This is a genomic window from Parazoarcus communis, from assembly GCF_003111645.1.
Taxonomy (GTDB): Bacteria; Pseudomonadota; Gammaproteobacteria; order Burkholderiales; family Rhodocyclaceae; genus Parazoarcus; species Parazoarcus communis_A.
Genome location: NZ_CP022187.1, coordinates 2,583,367 through 2,605,053 on the forward strand (window position 1 = coordinate 2,583,367; position 21,687 = coordinate 2,605,053).

A 21,687-nucleotide genomic window follows, 5' to 3' on the forward strand; every position below is an offset into this window, starting at 1 on the left:
GCTTACCCCAGAATCTCTTCGACGGTCTTGCCGCGCTTGGCTGCAATCTCCGACGGGGTGTTGATCGCCATCAGCCCGTTGATCGTGGCACGCACCACGTTGTACGGGTTGGTCGAACCGATGCACTTGCAGATGATGTCGGTAACGCCCATCACCTCGAACACAGCGCGCATCGGACCACCGGCAATGATGCCGGTACCGCCGGGAGCCGGCTGCATGAGCACCGAGGCGGCGCCGTGCTTGCCGATCACGGTATGCTGAAGCGTACCGTTCTTGAGCGACACCTTAGCCAGCTTGCGACGGGCTTCGTCCATCGCCTTCTGAACTGCCACCGGAACTTCACGGGACTTGCCCTTGCCCATACCGATGCCGCCATCGCCATCGCCCACCACGGTCAGTGCAGCGAAGCCGAGAATACGACCACCCTTCACAACCTTGGTAACGCGATTGATCGCGACCATCTTTTCGCGCATGCCGTCGTCGCGCTCCTCGGAGGCTTGCGGGCGCTTGGTTTGCTGCTTAGCCATTCGAATCCTCGCTTAGAACTTAAGGCCGCCTTCGCGGGCAGCCTCAGCCAACGTCTTGACGCGGCCGTGATAGAGGAAGCCCGAGCGGTCAAACGCAACCGTCTCGATCCCGGCAGCCTTGGCGCGCTCGGCAATCAACTTGCCGACCACTGCAGCTGCTTGTTTGTTGCCGCCATTGGCAAGCTCGGCACGAACCGCAGGTTCGACGGTGGAGGCAGCCGCGAGTACGCGGGAGCCGCAGCCGGAAATCACCTGGGCATACATGTGCGCATTGGAACGGAACACGGTGAGGCGCACCGCCTTGAGCTCCGCGAGCTTGGCGCGAGTTTTACGCGCACGGCGAAGACGAGTTTCTTTTCTGTTCATGACGAACCGCCTTACTTCTTCTTGGTTTCCTTGAGCACAACCACTTCGTCCGAATAACGGACGCCCTTGCCCTTGTAGGGTTCGGGAGCGCGGTATGCCCGCACCTCGGCCGCGACCTGACCGACTTGCTGCTTGTCGATACCCTTGATCACGATCTCGGTTTGAGTGGGAGTTTCAGCCTTCACGCCGGCGGGCAACTGGTGCACGACGGGGTGGGAGAAACCCAGCGAGAGATTCAACTTGTCGCCCTGAGCCTGCGCGCGATAACCAACGCCGACCAGGTTGAGCTTGCGCTCGAAGCCCTTCGTCACGCCGGTAACCATGTTGTTCACCAACGAACGCACGGTTCCGGACATGGCGCCAGCATTGACGACACCTTCGCGCGCCTTGCACACGAGGTTGTCGCCATCGCGCTCGACCGTCACTGCCGAGCTGAGCGCCTGGCGGATGACACCGAGCGGCCCCTTGACCGCGATTTCGGCTGCCGAGATCGTAACCTCGACACCACTCGGAATTGCGACCGGATTCTTAGCTACACGAGACATGAAATCCCCCTTTAGGCCACGAGGCAGATGACTTCACCGCCAACCCGGCTGGAGCGGGCTGCACGATCGGTCATCACACCACGGGGCGTCGACACGATGGCGACACCCAGACCATTCATCACGCGCGGCAGATCTTCGCTGCCCTTGTACACGCGGAGGCCGGGACGGCTGACGCGGTCAATGCGCTCGATAACCGGACGACCGGCGTAATACTTCAGCGCAACTTCAAGCTGCGCCTTGCCGTCTGCGTCATGCACGACGTAACCGTCGATATAGCCTTCGTCCTGAAGAACCTTGGCGATTGCGACCTTAAGCTTCGACGAGGGCATGCTCACGTTCGCTTTCTGGGCTTGCTGCCCATTGCGAATACGCGTCAGCATGTCGGCGATCGGATCGGACATACTCATCTTCTATTCTCCTTACCAGCTCGCCTTGGTCATGCCGGGCACTTCACCGCGGAAAGCAATTTCACGCAGCTTGTTACGACACAGACCAAACTTGCGGAAAACGCCACGCGGACGACCCGTCAGAGCGCAGCGGTTACGACCACGCGAAGGACTCGAATTGCGCGGCAGCTGCTGCAGCGCGAGACGAGCGGACATGCGCTCTTCTTCCGGCAGCTTCATATCGTTGATCTGTGCGTTGAGCGCAGCACGCTTGGCGGCGTACTTCTCCACCGTCTTGCGGCGCTTTTCTTCACGATTGATCAGAGCCAGTTTCGCCATATCACCCTCAATTCTTGAACGGGAACTTGAATGCACCCAGCAGCGCACGCGCTTCCTGGTCATTCTTAGCCGTCGTCGTGATGCTGATGTTCATCCCGCGCAGCGCGTCGATCTTGTCGTACTCGATTTCCGGGAAGATGATCTGCTCTTTGACACCGAGGTTGTAGTTGCCACGGCCATCAAAGCCCTTGGCAGCGATACCACGGAAGTCACGAACGCGCGGCAACGCGATGGTCACCAGTCGATCGAGGAATTCGTACATCTTCGGACCGCGCAGGGTGACCATGCAGCCAATCGGATAGCCGTCACGAATCTTGAAGCCGGCAATCGATTTGCGAGCTTTCGTCGCTACCGGCTTCTGACCAGCAATCTTGGTCATGTCGCCGATTGCGTGCTCGAGCACTTTCTTGTCACCAACAGCTTCACCCACACCCATATTCAGGGTGATCTTGGTGATGCGCGGCACTTCCATGACGGACTTGTAGCCAAACTGCTTGAGCAGCTCGGGCACTACAGCGTCCTTATAAACTTGTTGCAAGCGAGCCATTGTCACTCCTTACGCATCCACCAGCTCGCCATTCGACTTGAAGAAGCGTGCCTTGCGGCCGTCCTCAAGCACCTTGATCCCGACGCGATCAGCTTTCTGCGACGCGGGATTGAACAGCGCGATGTTCGAAACATGGATCGGCATTTCTTTCTCGACAATGCCACCGACCTCACCCTTGAGGGGATTCGGGCGAACATGCTTCTTCACCCGGTTCACACCCTCAACCACCAGACGCTCGTCATCTACACGACGGAGCACCGAGCCACGGCGCCCACGGTCTTTACCCGTCAGCACCACAACTTCATCACCCTTGCGGATCTTGTTCATCTCATCGACTCCTCAGAGCACTTCGGGCGCCAGCGAGACGATCTTCATGAACCGCTCGGAGCGCAGCTCACGCGTCACGGGCCCAAAGATACGGGTGCCGATGGGCTCGAGCTTGTTATTCAAAAGCACAGCAGCATTGTTGTCGAACTTGACCAGGGAGCCATCCGGACGACGGACACCCTTGGCGGTACGCACAACAACCGCGTTGTATACATCACCCTTCTTGACACGACCACGGGGTGCAGCATCCTTGACGGTGACCTTGATAATGTCACCGATGCCGGCATAACGACGTCTTGAACCGCCGAGTACCTTGATGCACATCACCGAGCGCGCGCCAGTGTTGTCGGCTACATCGAGCCTGGACTGCATTTGAATCATGAATTTATCTCCAACTTATCCCGCAGCGCGGTCAGTATTGGAACCCGTCAGGGTAGGATGCCCCGACGAATCCCGGAGCAAGATTTGAAAGTATAACAGCTTGGCACCGGAGCGCCAAGCTGTTCTTGCAAAAATTGCAAACCAACCTGATCAGATCACACGTGCCTTTTCGAGCACTTGCGTTACACGCCAGGTTTTGGTCCGCGACATCGGACGACACTCTTCGATTTCGACGAGGTCACCCTGCGTTGCAGCGCCATTTTCAACATGCGCGTGGTACTTGGCAGAACGGGTAATGATCTTGCCGTACAGCGGGTGCTTGACCCGGCGCTCGACCAGAACGGTTACCGTCTTGTCCATCTTGTCGCTCACGACACGCCCAACGAGGGCGCGGCGAACCTTTTCTGCTTGCTCGCTCATTATGCACCCGCCTTTTCGCGAAGGAGCGTACGGACACGCGCGATGTCGCGACGCACCTTACCCATTTGGCTCGTGTTGCCAAGCTGCTGTGTTGCAAGTTGCATGCGCAGGGAAAACTGCGCTTTCAACAGCTCGAGCAACTCCTGGTTCAATTCATCTGCGCTCTTGGCGCGGAGTTCACTCGCTTTCATGCTTGCCCCAACTGACGGGTCACAAATACGGTCTCAAGCGGAAGCTTGGCGGCGGCAAGCCGGAAAGCTTCACGCGCGAGCGCTTCGTCAACACCATCCATTTCGTAGAGCACCTTGCCCGGCTGAATCTCAGCGACCCAGTACTCGGGATTGCCCTTACCGTTACCCATTCGAACTTCAGCCGGCTTACGCGAAATCGGCTTGTCCGGGAAAATGCGGATCCAGATCCGGCCACCACGCTTGATGTGACGCGTCATTGCACGACGCGCCGCTTCAATCTGACGAGCGGTCAGGCGACCACGCCCGACTGCCTTCAGACCGAAGTCACCGAAGCTGACCTTGGCACCACGGGTGGCAACACCCGTGTTGCGGCCTTTCTGCTCCTTACGATACTTTCTTCTCGACGGCTGCAGCATCATTCACTCCTGCTATCTTCGCGGCGAGCGGGACGACGACCCGGACGGCCTTCACCATCACGGGGCGCGCCACGGCGGCCACGGCGGTTATCGGCTTCGGGTTCTGCGACCACCGGCTGCTCGTTGCGACCAAGCATCTCGCCCTTGTAAACCCAGACCTTGATACCGATGATGCCGTACGTGGTCTTGGCTTCGGAAACACCGTAATCGATGTTTGCACGCAGGGTGTGAAGCGGCACACGACCTTCGCGGTACCACTCGGTACGCGCGATCTCGGCGCCGTTCAGACGACCGGCACTCATGATCTTGATGCCCTGGGCACCAAGGCGCATTGCATTCTGCATCGCACGCTTCATGGCGCGACGGAACATGATGCGCTTCTCGAGCTGCTGAGCGATCGAATCGGCGATCAGCTTGGCGTCGATCTCGGGCTTGCGAACTTCTTCAATGTTCACATGCACCGGCACACCTACGATCTGCTGCAGATCGCGCTTGAGTGCTTCGATGTCTTCGCCCTTCTTGCCGATGACCACACCCGGACGCGCGCTGTACAGCGTGATGCGCGCGTTCTTGGCGGGACGCTCGATGACCACACGCGCAACGGACGCGTGCGAAAGGCGCTTTTTCAGGTAATCCCGAACCTTCAGATCTTCCTGAAGCATTTTCGAGAAGTCCTGGCTCGATGCGTACCAGCGGGAAGTCCAGTCACGCGTAACGGCGAGGCGGAATCCGGTGGGATGTATTTTCTGACCCATATATCCTCCTTACTCGCCGACGGTCACGTAAATGTGGCAGGTAGGCTTGGAAATACGATTTCCGCGCCCTTTCGCACGCGCCGTGAAGCGCTTGAGGGTGGTGCCCTCTTCCACATGAATCGTCTTGACCTTCAGCGCATCGATATCGGCGCCGTCATTGTGCTCGGCGTTCGCGATTGCCGATTCGACAACCTTGCGAATGATCTTTGCGCCCTTTTTCGGCGAAAAAGCCAGGACATTCAGAGCCTGATCAACGGAACGACCGCGAACCAGATCGGCCACGAGGCGGCCTTTCTGCGCTGAGAGGCGCACACCACGGAGAATTGCTTTGGTTTCCATGATTACCTCTTAGCCTTCTTGCTCGCAGCGTGGCCCTTGAAGGTACGCGTCAGAGCAAACTCGCCCAGCTTGTGGCCGACCATGTTCTCGGACACGTAGACCGGGATGTGCTGACGACCGTTATGGACTGCAATCGTCAGGCCGACAAAGTCGGGCAGGACGGTGGAACGACGCGACCAGGTCTTGACCGGACGCTTGTCGTTGCTCGCCCGTGCGGCGTCGACCTTCTTCAGAAGGTGCGCGTCGATGAACGGGCCTTTCTTAATAGAACGTGCCATCTGTTACCCCTTAACGCTTGTGACGACGCTGCACGATCATCGTGTCGGTACGCTTGTTGCTACGGGTACGGTAACCCTTAGCAGGCGTGCCCCACGGGCTGACCGAAACGCGACCTTCGCCGGTACGACCTTCACCACCACCATGCGGGTGATCCACCGGGTTCATGGCAACACCACGAACCGTCGGGCGGATACCACGCCAGCGGTTTGCACCAGCCTTGCCGATCTTGCGCAGGCTGTGCTCTTCGTTACCGACTTCGCCGATCGTGGCACGACATTCGACGTGAACACGACGAATCTCGCCCGAGCGCAGACGCAGCTGAGCGTAAACGCCCTCACGCGCCAGCAGCTGAACCGACGTACCGGCAGCGCGCGCCATCTGCGCACCCTTGCCAGGCATCATTTCCACACAGTGAATGGTGGAACCGACCGGAATGTTCCGGATCGGCAGCGCGTTACCGGCCTTGATCGGAGCTTCTACGCCACTCACGACCTGCTGGCCGACGACCACACCGCGCGGAGCGATGATGTAACGACGCTCGCCATCGGCGTAGCACAGCAGTGCGATGTTTGCCGAACGGTTCGGGTCGTACTCGATGCGCTCAACCTTGGCAACGACGCCGTCCTTGTTGCGACGGAAATCGATGACGCGGTAGTGCTGCTTGTGACCACCACCCTGGTGACGCACCGTGATGCGACCCGTGTTGTTACGACCGGCCTTGCTGCTCTTCTTCTCGAGCAGACCGTCGAAAGGACGGCCCTTGTAGAGGTCGGCGTTGACCACCTTGACCATCGCACGACGGCCGGCGGAGGTAGGCTTGAGTTTTACCAGTGCCATAATTGATTACTCCCCAGCCGCAAAGTTGATTTCCTGGCCGGGCTTGAGGCAAACGAAGGCCTTCTTCCAGTCTTTGCGACGGCCGACGGTGCGACCCGAACGCTTGACCTTGCCCTTGACGTTCAGGACCTGAACCGACTCAACCTGCACCTTGAACAGCAGCTCAACAGCCGCCTTCACTTCGGGCTTGGTTGCGTCGGACGCGACCTTGAACACCACCTGCTCGTTCTTGTCGGCGACATAGGTCGCCTTTTCGGAGATCTGAGGGGCGAGCAACACCTGCAGCAGACGTTCCTGAGTAATAGCGCTCATTGCCACGATTCCTCCATCTTTGCCAGCGCACCCTTGGTGACCAGCACCTTCGGGAAACGCACCAGCGAAACCGGATCGGCCTCGTGAACGTCGAGCACCAGCACCTGATTCAGGTTGCGCGAGGACAAGAACAGGTTCTCGTCCAGGCCATCGGTGATCACCAGCACGGAGTCCAGACCCATACCCTTGAGCTTCTGAACCAGCATGCGGGTCTTCGGCGCCTCAACGCTGAAATCCTCGACCACAGCAAGACGGTCTTCGCGAGCCAGCTGCGAGAGAATCGCGGCAACACCGGCGCGATACATCTTGCGGTTGACCTTCTGCGAGAAGTTCTCGTCGGGCGAGTTCGGGAAGATCTTGCCGCCGCCACGCCAGAGCGGGCTGGACGCCATACCGGCACGAGCATTACCCGTACCTTTCTGACGGAAAGGCTTGCGCGTCGATTTGTTAACCTCGGCACGACCCTTCTGGGCACGATTACCCGAACGTGCATTCGCCTGATAGGCGGTCACGAGCTGGTGAATCAGCGCTTCGTTGTATTCACGGCCAAACAGCACGTCAGACGCCTGCAGCGTCGACGCAGCCTGACCCTGATCATTCAATAATTTCAGTTCCATTGCGTAATCGCCCCTCAAGCCTTGACCGCGGGACGAACGACTACGTCGCCACCCTTGGAGCCCGGCACCGCGCCCTTGATCAGGAGCAGTTGACGTTCGACATCAACACGCACGATCTCGAGACCTTGCGTGGTGCGCTGAACGTTGCCGTATTGACCAGCCATGCGCTTACCAGGAAACACACGACCCGGGTCCTGCGCCATACCAATCGAACCCGGCGAATTGTGCGACACTGAGTTACCGTGCGACGCGCGGTTCGATGCGAAGTTGTGACGCTTCTGAACACCGGAGAAACCCTTACCGATGGTGACACCCGTCACGTCGACCTTCTGGCCAACAGCGAACAGATCAGCACCGACGGCGTCACCAGCCTTGAAGCCGGAGACTTGCTCGGCATCAACGCGGAACTCGCGCAGAATGCGGCAGGGCTCGACACCCGCCTTGGCGAGATGCCCGGCGAGCGATTTCACGACGCGACTGGCGCGACGCTTACCTACAGCGACCTGGACCGCGGCATAGCCGTCGGTTTCAGGCGTCTTGATCTGGGACACACGGTTGTCGGACACGTCAAGCACCGTCACCGGGATGGTCCTGCCATCCTCAGCAAAGATGCGAGTCATGCCGACCTTGCGCCCTACAAGGCCTAGACTCATTTTTTTCTCCTGATTCCCGGTTTCGATTGACCGGGGGTCGAACAAATAAATTGCACCAAAAGGCACAAGGGCCGGATTATACCGGCCCCATCGAAATAAATGCAAGCGCGTTTATTACTGCAGCTTGATCTCTACATCCACACCAGCCGGCAGATCCAGCTTCATCAGTGCATCAACCGTCTTGTCGGTCGGATCCACGATGTCCATCAGGCGCTGGTGAGTACGGATTTCCATCTGGTCGCGCGACGCCTTGTTGACGTGCGGCGAGCGCAGCAAGTCAAAACGCTCGATACGCGTCGGCAACGGCACGGGGCCACGGACGACAGCGCCGGTGCGCTTGGCGGTATCAACGATTTCGAGTGCCGACTGATCGATCAGGCGGTAGTCGAAAGCTTTCAGGCGGATGCGGATTTTCTGGCTTTGCATGATTTTGTTCCCAAAGAGCGAATGCGCGGAGCCCTGTGGCCCCGCGCAGTTTTGATGTTACTCGATGATCTTGGCGACGACACCGGCGCCAACAGTACGGCCACCTTCGCGAATTGCGAAGCGCAGACCTTCTTCCATGGCGATCGGGGCGATCAGCTTGACGGTGATCGACACGTTGTCGCCCGGCATGACCATCTCGGTGCCTTCCGGCAGCGTGATCGAACCGGTCACGTCCGTGGTACGGAAGTAGAACTGCGGACGGTAGTTCGCGAAGAACGGGGTGTGACGACCGCCCTCTTCCTTCGACAGTACATACACCTCACCCGTGAAGTGGGTGTGCGGCTTGATCGAACCCGGCTTGCACAGCACCTGGCCACGCTCGACGTCTTCACGCTTGGTGCCGCGCAGCAGCACGCCAACGTTGTCGCCAGCCTGACCCTGGTCAAGCAGCTTGCGGAACATTTCAACGCCGGTGCAGGTGGTCTTGACCGTGGCCTTGATACCCACGATTTCGATTTCTTCACCGACCTTGACGACACCGCGCTCAACACGACCGGTCACCACGGTACCGCGACCGGAGATCGAGAACACGTCTTCGATCGGCAGCAGGAAGGGCTTGTCGATTGCACGCTCAGGCGTCGGGATGTAGCTGTCAAGCGCAGCAGCCAGTTCGAAAATGGCCGGCTCGCCGATCGGCGACTGGTCACCCTCGAGCGCCTTCAGCGCCGAACCCTTGACGATGGGCACATCGTCGCCCGGGAAGTCGTACTTGGACAACAGCTCGCGAACTTCCATCTCGACGAGCTCAAGCAGCTCTTCGTCGTCGACCATGTCGCACTTGTTCAGGAACACGATGATGTACGGAACACCAACCTGACGCGCCAGCAGAATGTGCTCGCGAGTCTGGGGCATCGGGCCGTCAGCGGCCGAACACACCAGGATCGCGCCGTCCATCTGCGCAGCACCGGTAATCATGTTCTTCACGTAGTCAGCGTGACCCGGGCAGTCAACGTGAGCGTAGTGACGATTCTCGGTTTCGTACTCGACGTGTGCGGTGTTGATCGTGATACCGCGTGCCTTTTCTTCAGGCGCGCTGTCGATCGACGCATAGTCCTTGGCCTCGCCACCGAACTTCTTCGACAGAATCGTCGTGATTGCCGCCGTCAGCGTGGTCTTGCCATGGTCAACGTGGCCAATCGTGCCAACGTTTACGTGCGGCTTCGTACGCTCAAACTTACCCTTAGCCATTACTAAATCCTCGCTTTAGATCGTTGATTACTTGCGATTGTTGATCACTGCCTCGGCGACGCTCTTGGGCGCTTCCGAGTAGTGCTTGAATTCCATCGAATAGGTCGCACGACCCTGTGACAGCGAGCGCAGCTGGGTCGCGTAACCGAACATCTCGGCAAGCGGCACTTCAGCCTTGATCTCTTTCACACCACCGATGAGGTCTTCCATGCCCTGAACGATGCCGCGACGACCCGACAGGTCGCCCATCACGTTACCCATGTAGTCCTCAGGCGTCTCGACCACAACAGCCATCATCGGCTCGAGCAGCACGGGGTTGGCCTTGCGCATTGCATCCTTGAAGGCCATCGAAGCAGCCATCTTGAACGCGTTTTCGTTCGAGTCGACATCGTGGTAGGAACCGTCAAACAGCGTGACCTTCACATCCACGACCGGGAAGCCGGCGAGCACGCCGTTCGGCAGCGTGTCCTGCAGACCCTTGTCGACAGCAGGGATGTATTCGCGCGGAACCACACCACCCTTGATCGCATCGACGAATTCGTAACCCTTGCCGGTTTCGTTCGGCTCGAGCTTGATCCACACGTGACCGTACTGACCGCGACCACCAGACTGCTTGACGAACTTGCCTTCCTGCTCGACAGCCTTGCGGATTGCCTCGCGGTATGCGACCTGAGGCGCACCGACGTTTGCTTCGACGTTGAACTCACGCTTCATGCGGTCGACGATGATCTCGAGGTGCAATTCGCCCATACCCGAGATGATGGTCTGACCAGATTCTTCGTCAGTACGCACGCGGAACGACGGATCTTCTGCAGCCAGACGACCCAGCGCGATACCCATGCGCTCCTGGTCGCTCTTGGTCTTCGGCTCAACGGCAACGTGAATCACCGGATCCGGGAAGATCATGCGCTCAAGAATGATGGGTGCGCTTGGATCACACAGGGTTTCACCCGTGGTCACTTCCTTCAGACCCACGCAGGCTGCGATGTCGCCGGCCAGCACTTCCTTGATTTCTTCACGCTCGTTGGCGTGCATCTGCAGGATCCGGCCGATACGCTCTTTCTTGCCCTTCACCGAGTTCAGCACGGTCTCACCGGAGTTCAGCACACCGGAGTAAACACGTACAAAGGTCAGCTGACCGACGAACGGGTCGGTCATGAGCTTGAATGCAAGCGCCGAGAACTTTTCCTTGTCGTCAGCCTTGCGCGAAGTTTCCTTCTCGTCGTCATCGATACCAACGACCGGGGGAATATCCACCGGCGACGGCAGCAGCTCGATGACGGCGTCGAGCATGCGCTGGACACCCTTGTTCTTGAATGCGGTACCGCAGAGCATCGGCTGAATTTCGCAAGCCAGCGTACGCTGACGCAGACCGGCATTGATCTTCTCAGGCGACAGATCACCGTTCTCGAGGTACTCGTTCATCAGGTCTTCGTTGGCTTCTGCAGCCGCCTCAACCATCTGTTCGCGCCACTCGTTTGCAAGCTCGACGAGCTCTGCAGGAATCTCTTTGTACTCGAACTTCATGCCCTGGGACGCTTCGTCCCAGATGATCGCCTTCATGCGAACCAGATCGACAACACCGGTAAAGGTATCTTCGGCACCGATAGGAATCACGATCGGCACGGGATTTGCCTTCAGGCGCTGCTTCATCTGCTCGACGACCTTGAAGAAGTTGGCGCCGGAGCGGTCCATCTTGTTCACGAAGGCCAGACGAGGAACCTTGTACTTGGTAGCCTGACGCCACACGGTTTCCGACTGCGGCTGAACACCACCCACAGCGCAATAGACCATGCACGCGCCATCGAGCACACGCATGGAACGCTCGACTTCGATCGTGAAGTCAACGTGTCCCGGGGTGTCGATGATGTTGAAGCGGTGCTCGGGATAGGACATTTCCATGCCCTTCCAGAAGCAGGTCGTCGCAGCGGAGGTAATCGTGATCCCGCGCTCCTGCTCTTGCGCCATCCAGTCCATGGTGGCGGCGCCATCATGCACTTCACCAATCTTGTGATTGACACCGGTGTAGAAAAGGATGCGCTCGGTCGTTGTCGTCTTGCCGGCGTCGATGTGCGCTGAGATACCGATGTTGCGGTAGCGCTCAATAGGAGTCTTGCGAGCCACGTTTTACCTGCCTTACGTTATTCGCGCAGCATGCGCGATGAACCGTTCGTTTCGTTAAAAACAATCGAGCCCTATACAGGGCTCGAAACACCGCCACCAATAAGAATCAGAAGCGGTAGTGTGAGAATGCCTTGTTAGCCTCGGCCATCCTGTGGACTTCCTCGCGCTTCTTCATGGCAGCGCCACGGCCATCAGCGGCCTCGAGCAGCTCGCCAGCAAGACGCTGGGCCATCGACTTCTCGGCACGCTTGCGGGCCGACTCACGCAGCCAGCGCATCGAGAGCGCCATACGGCGGGAAGGACGAACCTCGACCGGCACCTGGTAGTTTGCACCACCGACGCGACGGCTCTTGACTTCGACCACCGGCTTGACGTTGGCAACCGCAGAGGCGAAAACCTCGAGCGGATCCTTGCCCGACTTGGTCGAGATGTGATCAAAGGCACCATAGACGATGCGCTCAGCAACGGCCTTCTTGCCGGACTGCATGATCACGTTGATGAACTTGGAAACATCCTGCGATGCGAATTTCGGATCCGGCAGAATTTCACGTTTTGGTACTTCGCGACGACGCGGCATATCTAACCCTCAAAAATGTTTTGGTAAAGCCGATCAGGCTTTCTTCGGACGCTTCGCGCCGTACTTGGAGCGCGACTGCTTCCGATCCTTGACACCCTGAAGATCGAGGGAGCCGCGAACGATGTGGTAACGCACACCCGGCAAATCCTTTACCCGGCCACCACGGATCAGGACCACGGAGTGCTCCTGGAGGTTGTGACCTTCACCACCGATGTACGAAATGACTTCAAAACCGTTGGTCAGACGAACCTTGGCCACTTTACGCAGCGCCGAGTTCGGCTTCTTCGGAGTTGTCGTGTAAACGCGCGTACACACGCCACGCTTCTGCGGGCAGGCTTCGAGCGCAGGAACCTTGCTCTTGATTACTTCCAGCTGACGCGGCTTGCGGACAAGCTGATTGATTGTTGGCATAGCTTGAGAATTCCCAAAAAACCGAGGCAGCCCGCCAAGGGCCGCCTCGGGCGGTTTATTCCGGCTGCGACCGACTACGATTGGTCGGTCCACAAAAAGAGGCCGGAGTTTAGTCCGAGACTTAAATAAAAGTCAACTCGTGTGACTATCCTGGTGCACTTCCGCAACAACTTCTTCCGGTGCCCAGGCATGCCCCGAGCCAAGATCCTCTCCCGCCACCTGCGCCTTGCGGCTGCGATGGTAGGCGAGACCGGTACCAGCAGGAATCAGTCGACCGACAATGACGTTTTCCTTCAGGCCGCGCAACTCGTCACGCTTGCCCATGATCGCCGCTTCGGTCAGCACACGCGTGGTTTCCTGGAAGGAAGCAGCGGAGATGAACGAATCGGTCGACAACGAAGCCTTGGTAATACCGAGCAGCACGTTCTCGTATTGAGCCGGAAGCTTTCCTTCTGCTTCCAGGCGGTCGTTTTCGTCCAGGACTTCGGAACGCTCGACCTGTTCCTCGCGGATGAAACGGCTGTCGCCTGAATCACTGATCACGACGCGACGAAGCATCTGACGCACGATGACTTCGATGTGTTTGTCGTTGATCTTCACGCCCTGGAGACGATAAACGTCCTGAACTTCGTCGATGATGTAGCGAGCCAGCGCATTGATACCCTGCAGTCGCAGAATGTCATGCGGGTCCGCTGGACCGTCGACGATGTGCTCACCCTTGTTCACCACCTGACCGTCGTGGACCATCAGATGCTTGTCCTTCGGGATCAGGAATTCATGCACCGTGCCATCGGGCTCGGTGATGACCAGACGCTGCTTGCCCTTGGTGTCCTTACCGAAGGAAACCGTACCGGTGTACTCGGCGAGCAGGCCTGCGTCCTTCGGCGAACGGGCTTCAAACAGTTCGGCAACGCGCGGCAGACCACCGGTAATGTCACGCGTCTTAGCCGATTCCTGCGGGATACGTGCAAGCACGTCGCCCACGAAGACCTGCTGACCATCCTTGACCGTAATCAGCGAACCGACCTGGAAGGTGATGGTCACTGCGTGATCGGTACCGGCGATGCGGACCTCTTCGCCGTTCTCGTCAAGCAGCTTGACCTGCGGCCGGACACCCTTCGCCGTACCCGTCGGGGAGCGACGCTTGGAGTCGATGACTACCAGGGTCGACAGACCGGTCACTTCGTCAATCTGCTTGGCGACCGTTGCACCTTCCTCGACGTTCTCGAACTTCACCGTACCGGAGTATTCGGTGACGATCGGACGGGTGTGCGGATCCCAGGTCGCAAGCTGCGCGCCGGCCTTGACGGTTCCACCGTCGTCGACCAGCAGCATTGCACCGTACGGGAGCTTGTGACGCTCGCGCTCGCGGCCCATCTCGTCGGCAACCACAACCTCTGCCGAGCGCGCGATCACAACCTTCTCGCCCTTGGCGCTCGAAACGTAGCGCATGTTGCCGGCAAAGCGGATGGTACCGGTTGATTTCGCCTCGACACCGCTCGCGGATGCAGCCCGCGAAGCGGCACCACCGACGTGGAAGGTACGCATGGTCAGCTGGGTACCCGGCTCACCGATCGACTGTGCGGCGATCACACCGACAGCCTCACCGGCGTTGACGCGCATGCCGCGACCAAGGTCACGACCATAGCACTGGGCACACAGGCCGTAGCGCGTTTCGCAGGTCAGCGGCGTACGCACCTTGACTTCATCGACACCGAGGCTCTCTACGAGGTCGACAGCATCTTCGTCGAGCAGCGAGCCTGCCTCGATAACGGTTTCCTGCGTATCGGGACTGACGATGTCATCGACGCAGACGCGGCCGAGAATCCGGTCGCGCAAGGGCTCGATCACCTCACCACCCTCAATCAGGGCCTTCATCGAGAAACCTTCACGCGTGCCGCAATCGTCCTCGATGACCACCAGATCCTGAGTCACGTCGACCAGACGGCGCGTCAGGTAACCCGAGTTTGCCGTCTTCAGCGCCGTGTCGGCCAGACCCTTACGGGCACCGTGCGTGGAGATGAAGTACTGCAGAACGTTCAGACCTTCACGGAAGTTGGTCGTGATAGGCGTCTCGATAATCGAGCCATCCGGCTTGGCCATCAGGCCACGCATGCCGGCAAGCTGACGGATCTGGGCCGCGGAACCCCGCGCGCCCGAGTCGGCCATCATGTAAATCGAGTTGAACGCTTCCTGCTTGACCGTCTTGCCTTCGCGGTCGACCACTTCTTCCGAGCCAAGCTGCTCCATCATGGCCTTGGCTACCTGGTCGCCACAGCGACCCCAGATGTCCACGACCTTGTTGTAGCGCTCGCCGTCCGTTACCAGACCCGAGGTGTACTGCTGGGCGATTTCCTTGACTTCACTTTCGGCTGCGCGAATCAGGTCTTCCTTCAGCTTCGGAACCAGCATGTCCTTGACCGCAATCGAGATACCGGCACGGGTTGCGAGACGGTAACCGAACTGCATCAGCTGGTCGGCGAAGATCACCGTCGCACGCAGACCGCAACGGCGGAACGATGCGTTGATGAGCTTCGAGATTTCCTTCTTCTTGAGCGGCTTGTCAATGACGCTGAACGGCAGGCCTGCCGGCAGGATCTCGGACAGAATCGCACGCCCGGCCGTGGTTTCATAACGGCCGATACGTTCGATGCGCTCGCCGTCAGGCCCCAGGTCGGCTTCCTTCAGACGCACCGTGATACGTGCATGCAGCGAGATCTGACCCGACTCGTACGCACGCTTCACTTCGCTCACGTCGGCCATGAACATGCCTTCGCCAGGCACGTTCACACCTTCGCGGGTGGCGTAGTACAGACCGAGAACGATATCCTGCGACGGTACGATGATCGGCTCGCCGTTGGCGGGCGAAAGCACGTTGTTCGAGGCCAGCATCAGCGTGCGGGCTTCCATCTGCGCTTCCAGCGACAGCGGCACGTGGACGGCCATCTGGTCACCGTCGAAGTCGGCGTTGAACGCGACGCAGACGAGCGGATGCAGCTGGATGGCCTTGCCTTCGATCAGCACCGGCTCGAATGCCTGGATGCCAAGGCGGTGCAGGGTGGGCGCACGGTTCAGCATCACCGGATGTTCGCGGATGACATCCTCGAGGATGTCCCACACCACCGGCTCCTGCAGCTCGACCATTTTCTTGGCCTGCTTGATCGTGGTCGCCAGCCCGAGCAGTTCGAGCTTGTTGAAGATGAAGGGCTTGAACAGCTCAAGCGCCATCAGCTTCGGCAGACCGCACTGGTGCAGCTTGAGCTGCGGACCAACGGTAATGACCGAACGACCCGAGTAGTCAACGCGCTTGCCCAGCAGGTTCTGACGGAAACGACCGCCCTTGCCCTTGATCATGTCGGCGAGCGACTTCAGCGGACGCTTGTTGGCGCCCGTCATGGCCTTGCCGCGACGACCGTTGTCGAGCAGGGAGTCGACCGACTCCTGCAGCATGCGCTTTTCGTTACGAACGATGATGTCCGGCGCCTTCAGCTCGAGCAGACGCTTCAGGCGGTTGTTACGGTTGATGACGCGACGATACAGATCGTTCAGGTCGGAGGTGGCGAAACGGCCACCGTCCAGCGGCACCAGCGGGCGCAGGTCAGGCGGCAGCACCGGCAGCACTTCGAGAATCATCCACTCGGGCTTGATGCCCGAGTGCTGGAACGCCTCGAGCACCTTGAGGCGCTTGGAATACTTCTTCACCTTGGCTTCGGAGCCGGTGGTCTCGAGGTCGGAACGCAGCTTCTCGATTTCGAGGCTGACGTCGAGGGTGCGCAGCAGTTCGCGAATACCTTCGGCGCCCATCACGGCATCGAAGTCGTCGCCGTACTCTTCGACCTTCGCCAGGTAGTCGTCCTCGGTCAGCAGCTGACCGCGGTTGAGCGGGGTCATACCCGGCTCAACCACCACGAAGGCTTCGAAGTAAAGCACGCGCTCGATGTCGCGCAGGGTCATGTCGAGCACCATGCCGAGACGGCTCGGCAAGCTCTTCAGGAACCAGATGTGTGCAACGACGCTGGCCAGTTCGATATGGCCCATGCGCTCGCGGCGCACTTTCGACAACGTGACTTCAACGCCACACTTTTCGCAGATCACGCCACGGTGCTTGAGGCGCTTGTATTTGCCGCACAGACACTCGTAGTCCTTGACCGGCCCGAAAATCTTGGCGCAGAACAGACCGTCGCGTTCGGGTTTGAACGTACGGTAGTTGATGGTCTCGGGCTTCTTGACTTCACCGTAGGACCACGACCGGATCTTGTCGGGCGAGGCGAGGCCAATGGTAATGGCTTCGAACTCTTCCTCATGCGGCAAGGTTTGCTTGAACAGGTCAGCGAGCAGGCTCTTCATATATCACTCCATCCAGGACATGCGGGGTACGCAATGTCTCCGGTTCAACCGCGGTCCAGATCGATGTCGATCGCCAGGGAACGAATTTCCTTCACCAGCACGTTGAAGGACTCCGGCATGCCGGAATCGATCTTGTGCTCGCCCTTGACGATGCTCTCGTACACCTTGGTCCGGCCGGTAACGTCATCCGACTTGACCGTCAGCATTTCCTGCAGGGTGTAAGCGGCACCGTAGGCTTCCAGCGCCCACACTTCCATTTCACCGAAACGCTGACCGCCGAACTGCGCCTTACCACCCAGCGGCTGCTGGGTAACGAGCGAGTACGGACCGGTCGAACGTGCGTGCATCTTGTCGTCAACCAGGTGGTGCAGTTTCAGGACATGCTTGTAGCCGACCGTCACCTTGCGCTCGAAAGCCTCGCCGGTACGACCGTCATACAGCGTGACCTGACCGCTGATCGGCAGGTCAGCCAGCACCAGCATCTTCTCGATCTCGTCCTCGTGCGCACCGTCGAACACCGGGGTCGCAAACGGCACACCCTTCACCAGGTTCGAAGCAAGATCGGTGATCTCCTTGTCGTCGAACTGGTCGAGTTGTTCCGGCTTGCCACTACCGTTATAGATCTCTTCGAGGAAACCGCGCACTTCCTTGACCGCAGCATTGGCGCGCAGCATCTTGTCGATCTTCTGACCAAGACCCTTCGCAGCCCAGCCGAGGTGGGTTTCGAGAATCTGACCGATGTTCATCCGCGAAGGCACGCCCAGCGGGTTCAGCACGATGTCGGCGGAGGTGCCGTCAGCCATGTAGGGCATGTCTTCGACCGGAACGATCTTCGACACCACACCCTTGTTACCGTGACGACCGGCCATCTTGTCACCCGGCTGCAGGCGACGCTTCACGGCCAGATAGACCTTGACCATCTTCTGCACGCCCGGCGGCAGTTCATCGCCCTGGGTCAGCTTGCGCTTCTTGATCTCGAACGCCGAATCGAAGTCCTTGCGGGTAGTCTCGAGACCTTCGCGAATGGCTTCGAGCTGGGTCGCCAGGCCCTCATCCGCCAGGCGGATGTCGAACCAGTGATAGAACTCGAGTGACTCAAGGTACTCGACGGTGATCTCGCTGCCCTTGGCCAGCTTCTTCGGTCCGCCGTTGGCCTTCTGCCCAACGATCATGCGCTGGATACGGGCGAACGCATCGCGCTCCACAATCCGCATCTGGTCGGCAAGGTCGGTCTTGAAGCTGCGCAGCTGATCATCAATGATCGACTGCGCGCGCTTGTCGCGCTCGATCCCTTCACGGGTGAACACCTGAACGTCGATGACGGTGCCGACCATGCCCGAGGGCACGCGCAGCGACGTGTCCTTAACGTCCGAAGCCTTCTCGCCGAAGATCGCACGCAGCAGCTTCTCTTCAGGCGTGAGCTGGGTCTCGCCCTTCGGCGTGACCTTGCCCACCAGTACGTCGCCAGCTTCGACTTCCGCACCGATATACACGATGCCGGATTCGTCGAGTCGGCCCAGCTGAGCCTCACCCAGCGACGCGATGTCACGGGTGATTTCCTCAGGTCCGAGCTTGGTGTCACGGGCAACGACTGTCAGTTCCTCAACGTGGATCGAGGTAAAGCGGTCGTCGGCAACCACACGCTCCGAGATCAGGATCGAGTCTTCGAAGTTGTAGCCGTTCCACGGCATGAACGCCACCAGCATGTTCTGGCCGAGCGCAAGCTCGCCCAGATCGGTCGATGCGCCGTCGGCAATCACGTCGCCGCGCGAGATGCGATCGCCAACCTTCACCACCGGACGCTGGTTGATGTTGGTGTTCTGGTTGGAGCGGGTGTACTTGATCATGTTGTAGATGTCGACACCGACATCACCCGCCTGCGCCTCGTCGTCGTTTACACGGACGACGATACGCTGGGCATCGACATAATCGACCAGACCGCCACGCTTGGCCTGAACTGCGGTACCCGAGTCGACCGCAACGGTGCGCTCGATGCCGGTACCCACCAGCGGCTTTTCAGGGCGCAGGCAGGGCACAGCCTGACGCTGCATGTTCGCGCCCATCAGTGCGCGGTTCGCGTCGTCGTGCTCAAGGAACGGAATCAGCGAAGCGGCCACCGATACGATCTGACCCGGGGCCACGTCCATGTACTGGACCTGATCCGCAGTGGCCAGAGCGAATTCGCCCTTGTGCCGGCAGGACACGAGATCGCCGACCAGCAGGCCGGCTTCGTTGATCTCGGCGTTCGCCTGGGCGATGACGTACTGACCTTCCTCGATCGCCGACAGGTAGTCGATCTGATCGGTGACGGTGCTGTTCTCGACCTTGCGGTACGGGGTCTCGAGGAAGCCGTGGCGGTTGGTCCGTGCATACACGGCCAGCGAGTTGATCAGACCGATGTTCGGGCCTTCCGGCGTCTCGATCGGGCACACACGACCATAGTGGGTAGGGTGCACGTCGCGGACTTCAAAACCCGCACGCTCGCGCGTCAGACCGCCAGGTCCGAGCGCCGAGACACGACGCTTGTGCGTGATCTCGGACAGCGGGTTGGTCTGGTCCATGAACTGGGACAGCTGGCTGGAACCGAAGAACTCCTTGATCGCGGCCGAAATCGGCTTGGCATTGATCAGGTCGTGCGGCATCAGGTTGTCGGACTCAGCCTGCGACAGACGCTCCTTGACCGCACGCTCGACGCGGACCAGGCCTGCGCGGAACTGGTTCTCCGCGAGTTCGCCAACCGAACGCACCCGGCGGTTGCCGAGGTGATCGATGTCGTCGATCTCGCCGCGGCCGTTGCGAAGCTCGACCAGGATGCCGATGACGGCGAGAATGTCCTCGTTCACCAGCACGCCGCTGCCGTCTTCACCACGCGGGCCGACTGCGTCATAGAAACGCTTGAGCCACGCCGGGGTACGCTCGTCGATCTTTTCCGGGTAGGCGCGACGGTTGAACTTCATGCGACCGACGGTCGACAGGTCGTAGCGCTCAGGCGCGTAGAACAGCCCGTTGAACAGGGCCAGCACCGCGTCTTCGGTGGGCGGCTCGCCCGGACGCATCATGCGGTAAATCGCAACCTTCGCAGCCCACTGATCGGCGGTTTCGTCGATGCGCAGGGTCGAGGAGATGTAGGCGCCACGATCGAGGTCGTTCACGTACAGCGTCAGCAGATCACGGACGCCAGCGTCGCGCAGCTTCTCGAGCAGCTCTTCGGTGATCTCGTCGTTGGCACGCGCCACCAGTTCGCCGGTCTCGGCGTCGGCAACGTTCTTGGCAATGATGCGGCCAAGAATGAAGTCTTCCGGCACCGTGATGGTCTTGACGCCAGCCTGGTCGAGTTCACGAATGTGCTTGGCGGTGATGCGCTTGTCGCGCGCAACGATCAGCTTGCCATCGGGCGATACGATGTCGAAGCGCGCCACTTCGCCACGCAGGCGATCGGGCACGAGATCGAAATGGATCGCGTCGGCCGACAGATGGAATGCGTCGAAATCGTGGAAGGTCTCGAGGATCTCTTCGGGCGTCAGTCCAATGGCGCGCAGCAGGATCGTTACCGGCATCTTCCGGCGACGGTCAACGCGGAAGTACAGATAGTCCTTGGGGTCGTACTCGAAGTCGAGCCACGAACCGCGGTAAGGAATGATACGTGCCGAGAACAGCAGCTTGCCGGAGGAATGCGTCTTGCCGCGGTCGTGCTCGAAGAACACGCCGGGCGAACGGTGCAGCTGCGACACGATGACACGCTCGGTGCCGTTGATCACGAAAGAACCGGTGTCGGTCATGAGCGGAATCTCGCCCATGTAGACTTCCTGTTCCTTCACTTCCTTGATGGTCTCCTTGGGCGCTTCGCGATCCATGATCACGAGACGCACACGGGCCCGCAAGGGCGAGGCGAAGGTCAGGCCACGCTGCTGACATTCCTTCACGTCGAATGCGGGCTCGCCCAGCATGTACTGGACGAACTCGAGGCGGGCGTTGCCGCTGTGGCTTGAAATCGGGAAAATCGAGGTAAAGGCCGCCTGCAGGCCATCGTTGAGCCGCGTCTCGGGCGGGGTATCCGCCTGCAGGAATGCAGCAAACGACTCGATCTGGGTGGCGAGCAGGAAAGGCGCATCGAGCACGGCCGCGCGCTTGGCGAAGCTCTTGCGGATACGCTTTTTCTCAGTGTAGGAATACGCCATGGATGCTCCGGCTAGAGGTCGAACGTCGGGAAGACAGAACACAACGCCCACGTTCTGGACTTGATTGACACTTTTACGCGCAGAAAATTCGGGGACGCTTTGTTCTGTCTTCGTGCTTAGTACAAAGCACGAAAGGGCT

Annotated in this window: 25 protein-coding genes; all 25 read right to left on the reverse strand. The window is 59.5% G+C overall.

Annotation, left to right across the window (positions count from 1 at the left end):
• Positions 1-2: 2 nt before the first annotated feature.
• Entirely contained in the window at positions 3-527 is a 525-nt protein-coding gene (gene rpsE, locus CEW83_RS11805; protein ID WP_108949518.1) for a 30S ribosomal protein S5, read from the reverse strand.
• Positions 528-539: 12 nt separating this feature from the next.
• Entirely contained in the window at positions 540-893 is a 354-nt protein-coding gene (rplR, locus tag CEW83_RS11810; RefSeq protein WP_108949519.1) for a 50S ribosomal protein L18, read from the reverse strand.
• A gap of 11 nt (positions 894-904) precedes the next feature.
• On the reverse strand, positions 905-1,438 hold the full coding sequence (rplF, locus tag CEW83_RS11815; protein WP_108949520.1) for a 50S ribosomal protein L6: 534 nt from the start codon (positions 1,436-1,438) through the stop codon (positions 905-907).
• Between the two features lie 11 nt (positions 1,439-1,449).
• Positions 1,450-1,845 (reverse strand): 30S ribosomal protein S8, encoded by a 396-nt coding sequence (gene rpsH, locus CEW83_RS11820; protein WP_108949521.1) that lies wholly within the window; start codon positions 1,843-1,845, stop codon positions 1,450-1,452.
• Positions 1,846-1,857: 12 nt separating this feature from the next.
• A complete protein-coding gene (rpsN, locus tag CEW83_RS11825; protein ID WP_108949522.1) occupies positions 1,858-2,163 on the reverse strand; it encodes a 30S ribosomal protein S14 in 306 nt (101 codons plus the stop codon).
• Between the two features lie 7 nt (positions 2,164-2,170).
• Positions 2,171-2,710 carry a 50S ribosomal protein L5 gene (gene rplE, locus CEW83_RS11830; protein WP_108949523.1) on the reverse strand — a complete coding sequence of 180 codons (540 nt, stop codon included), beginning with the start codon at positions 2,708-2,710 and terminating at the stop codon, positions 2,171-2,173.
• Positions 2,711-2,719: 9 nt separating this feature from the next.
• Positions 2,720-3,037 carry a 50S ribosomal protein L24 gene (gene rplX / locus CEW83_RS11835; protein WP_108949524.1) on the reverse strand — a complete coding sequence of 106 codons (318 nt, stop codon included), beginning with the start codon at positions 3,035-3,037 and terminating at the stop codon, positions 2,720-2,722.
• Between the two features lie 12 nt (positions 3,038-3,049).
• Complete coding sequence (gene rplN / locus CEW83_RS11840; protein ID WP_108949525.1) at positions 3,050-3,418, reverse strand: 50S ribosomal protein L14; 369 nt, start codon at positions 3,416-3,418, stop codon at positions 3,050-3,052.
• A 150-nt stretch (positions 3,419-3,568) separates the two neighbouring features.
• Positions 3,569-3,838 (reverse strand): 30S ribosomal protein S17, encoded by a 270-nt coding sequence (gene rpsQ / locus CEW83_RS11845; protein WP_108949526.1) that lies wholly within the window; start codon positions 3,836-3,838, stop codon positions 3,569-3,571.
• Positions 3,838-4,029: a 50S ribosomal protein L29 gene (gene rpmC, locus CEW83_RS11850; RefSeq protein WP_108949527.1), complete on the reverse strand. Its 192-nt coding sequence runs from the start codon at positions 4,027-4,029 to the stop codon at positions 3,838-3,840. The genes rpsQ and rpmC overlap by 1 nt, the downstream gene beginning before the upstream one ends.
• Positions 4,026-4,445, reverse strand: coding sequence for a 50S ribosomal protein L16 (gene rplP, locus CEW83_RS11855; RefSeq protein WP_108951371.1), 420 nt, complete (start codon positions 4,443-4,445; stop codon positions 4,026-4,028). The genes rpmC and rplP overlap by 4 nt, the downstream gene beginning before the upstream one ends.
• Entirely contained in the window at positions 4,445-5,200 is a 756-nt protein-coding gene (gene rpsC, locus CEW83_RS11860; RefSeq protein WP_108949528.1) for a 30S ribosomal protein S3, read from the reverse strand. Before rpsC ends, rplP begins: the two co-directional genes overlap by 1 nt.
• 9 nt (positions 5,201-5,209) lie before the next feature.
• Positions 5,210-5,539, reverse strand: coding sequence for a 50S ribosomal protein L22 (gene rplV / locus CEW83_RS11865; protein WP_108949529.1), 330 nt, complete (start codon positions 5,537-5,539; stop codon positions 5,210-5,212).
• 2 nt (positions 5,540-5,541) lie between these two features.
• Positions 5,542-5,817: a 30S ribosomal protein S19 gene (gene rpsS / locus CEW83_RS11870; RefSeq protein WP_108949530.1), complete on the reverse strand. Its 276-nt coding sequence runs from the start codon at positions 5,815-5,817 to the stop codon at positions 5,542-5,544.
• A gap of 10 nt (positions 5,818-5,827) precedes the next feature.
• Positions 5,828-6,655: a 50S ribosomal protein L2 gene (gene rplB, locus CEW83_RS11875; RefSeq protein WP_108949531.1), complete on the reverse strand. Its 828-nt coding sequence runs from the start codon at positions 6,653-6,655 to the stop codon at positions 5,828-5,830.
• 6 nt (positions 6,656-6,661) lie between these two features.
• Complete coding sequence (gene rplW / locus CEW83_RS11880; RefSeq protein WP_269807787.1) at positions 6,662-6,958, reverse strand: 50S ribosomal protein L23; 297 nt, start codon at positions 6,956-6,958, stop codon at positions 6,662-6,664.
• Positions 6,959-6,963: 5 nt separating this feature from the next.
• Complete coding sequence (rplD, locus tag CEW83_RS11885; protein ID WP_108949533.1) at positions 6,964-7,584, reverse strand: 50S ribosomal protein L4; 621 nt, start codon at positions 7,582-7,584, stop codon at positions 6,964-6,966.
• Between the two features lie 14 nt (positions 7,585-7,598).
• Positions 7,599-8,237, reverse strand: coding sequence for a 50S ribosomal protein L3 (gene rplC / locus CEW83_RS11890; RefSeq protein WP_108949534.1), 639 nt, complete (start codon positions 8,235-8,237; stop codon positions 7,599-7,601).
• A 114-nt stretch (positions 8,238-8,351) separates the two neighbouring features.
• Positions 8,352-8,663, reverse strand: a complete 312-nt coding sequence (gene rpsJ / locus CEW83_RS11895; protein WP_108949535.1) for a 30S ribosomal protein S10 — start codon at positions 8,661-8,663, stop codon at positions 8,352-8,354.
• A 57-nt stretch (positions 8,664-8,720) separates the two neighbouring features.
• Complete coding sequence (gene tuf / locus CEW83_RS11900; RefSeq protein ID WP_108949536.1) at positions 8,721-9,911, reverse strand: elongation factor Tu; 1,191 nt, start codon at positions 9,909-9,911, stop codon at positions 8,721-8,723.
• 27 nt (positions 9,912-9,938) lie between these two features.
• Positions 9,939-12,035, reverse strand: coding sequence for an elongation factor G (fusA, locus tag CEW83_RS11905; RefSeq protein ID WP_108949537.1), 2,097 nt, complete (start codon positions 12,033-12,035; stop codon positions 9,939-9,941).
• A gap of 106 nt (positions 12,036-12,141) precedes the next feature.
• A complete protein-coding gene (rpsG, locus tag CEW83_RS11910) occupies positions 12,142-12,612 on the reverse strand; it encodes a 30S ribosomal protein S7 (RefSeq protein ID WP_108949538.1) in 471 nt (156 codons plus the stop codon).
• Between the two features lie 33 nt (positions 12,613-12,645).
• Positions 12,646-13,023, reverse strand: a complete 378-nt coding sequence (rpsL, locus tag CEW83_RS11915; RefSeq protein WP_108949539.1) for a 30S ribosomal protein S12 — start codon at positions 13,021-13,023, stop codon at positions 12,646-12,648.
• 132 nt (positions 13,024-13,155) lie between these two features.
• Entirely contained in the window at positions 13,156-17,370 is a 4,215-nt protein-coding gene (rpoC, locus tag CEW83_RS11920; RefSeq protein WP_108949540.1) for a DNA-directed RNA polymerase subunit beta', read from the reverse strand.
• Positions 17,371-17,414: 44 nt separating this feature from the next.
• Positions 17,415-21,548 (reverse strand): DNA-directed RNA polymerase subunit beta, encoded by a 4,134-nt coding sequence (gene rpoB / locus CEW83_RS11925; protein WP_108949541.1) that lies wholly within the window; start codon positions 21,546-21,548, stop codon positions 17,415-17,417.
• Positions 21,549-21,687: the final 139 nt, after the last annotated feature.

Bases quoted from the DNA above. Each gene is read 5' to 3' on its own strand.
- rpsH (WP_108949521.1), bottom strand. From the start codon at position 1,845: ATGAGTATGTCCGATCCGATCGCCGACATGCTGACGCGTATTCGCAAT.
- rplF (WP_108949520.1), bottom strand. From the start codon at position 1,438: ATGTCTCGTGTAGCTAAGAATCCGGTCGCAATTCCGAGTGGTGTCGAG.
- rplB (WP_108949531.1), bottom strand. From the start codon at position 6,655: ATGGCACTGGTAAAACTCAAGCCTACCTCCGCCGGCCGTCGTGCGATG.
- rplD (WP_108949533.1), bottom strand. From the start codon at position 7,584: ATGGAACTGAAATTATTGAATGATCAGGGTCAGGCTGCGTCGACGCTG.
- rpsQ (WP_108949526.1), bottom strand. From the start codon at position 3,838: ATGAGCGAGCAAGCAGAAAAGGTTCGCCGCGCCCTCGTTGGGCGTGTC.
- rpoC (WP_108949540.1), bottom strand. From the start codon at position 17,370: ATGAAGAGCCTGCTCGCTGACCTGTTCAAGCAAACCTTGCCGCATGAG.
- rpsE (WP_108949518.1), bottom strand. From the start codon at position 527: ATGGCTAAGCAGCAAACCAAGCGCCCGCAAGCCTCCGAGGAGCGCGAC.
- rplV (WP_108949529.1), bottom strand. From the start codon at position 5,539: ATGGAAACCAAAGCAATTCTCCGTGGTGTGCGCCTCTCAGCGCAGAAA.
- rpsC (WP_108949528.1), bottom strand. From the start codon at position 5,200: ATGGGTCAGAAAATACATCCCACCGGATTCCGCCTCGCCGTTACGCGT.
- rpsN (WP_108949522.1), bottom strand. From the start codon at position 2,163: ATGGCGAAACTGGCTCTGATCAATCGTGAAGAAAAGCGCCGCAAGACG.
- rpsL (WP_108949539.1), bottom strand. From the start codon at position 13,023: ATGCCAACAATCAATCAGCTTGTCCGCAAGCCGCGTCAGCTGGAAGTA.
- tuf (WP_108949536.1), bottom strand. From the start codon at position 9,911: ATGGCTAAGGGTAAGTTTGAGCGTACGAAGCCGCACGTAAACGTTGGC.
- rplN (WP_108949525.1), bottom strand. From the start codon at position 3,418: ATGATTCAAATGCAGTCCAGGCTCGATGTAGCCGACAACACTGGCGCG.
- rpsJ (WP_108949535.1), bottom strand. From the start codon at position 8,663: ATGCAAAGCCAGAAAATCCGCATCCGCCTGAAAGCTTTCGACTACCGC.
- rplP (WP_108951371.1), bottom strand. From the start codon at position 4,445: ATGCTGCAGCCGTCGAGAAGAAAGTATCGTAAGGAGCAGAAAGGCCGC.
- rplR (WP_108949519.1), bottom strand. From the start codon at position 893: ATGAACAGAAAAGAAACTCGTCTTCGCCGTGCGCGTAAAACTCGCGCC.
- rpsG (WP_108949538.1), bottom strand. From the start codon at position 12,612: ATGCCGCGTCGTCGCGAAGTACCAAAACGTGAAATTCTGCCGGATCCG.
- rpoB (WP_108949541.1), bottom strand. From the start codon at position 21,548: ATGGCGTATTCCTACACTGAGAAAAAGCGTATCCGCAAGAGCTTCGCC.
- rplX (WP_108949524.1), bottom strand. From the start codon at position 3,037: ATGAACAAGATCCGCAAGGGTGATGAAGTTGTGGTGCTGACGGGTAAA.
- rpsS (WP_108949530.1), bottom strand. From the start codon at position 5,817: ATGGCACGTTCTATTAAGAAAGGCCCGTTCATCGACGCGCACCTTCTG.
- rpmC (WP_108949527.1), bottom strand. From the start codon at position 4,029: ATGAAAGCGAGTGAACTCCGCGCCAAGAGCGCAGATGAATTGAACCAG.
- rplE (WP_108949523.1), bottom strand. From the start codon at position 2,710: ATGGCTCGCTTGCAACAAGTTTATAAGGACGCTGTAGTGCCCGAGCTG.
- rplC (WP_108949534.1), bottom strand. From the start codon at position 8,237: ATGAGTCTAGGCCTTGTAGGGCGCAAGGTCGGCATGACTCGCATCTTT.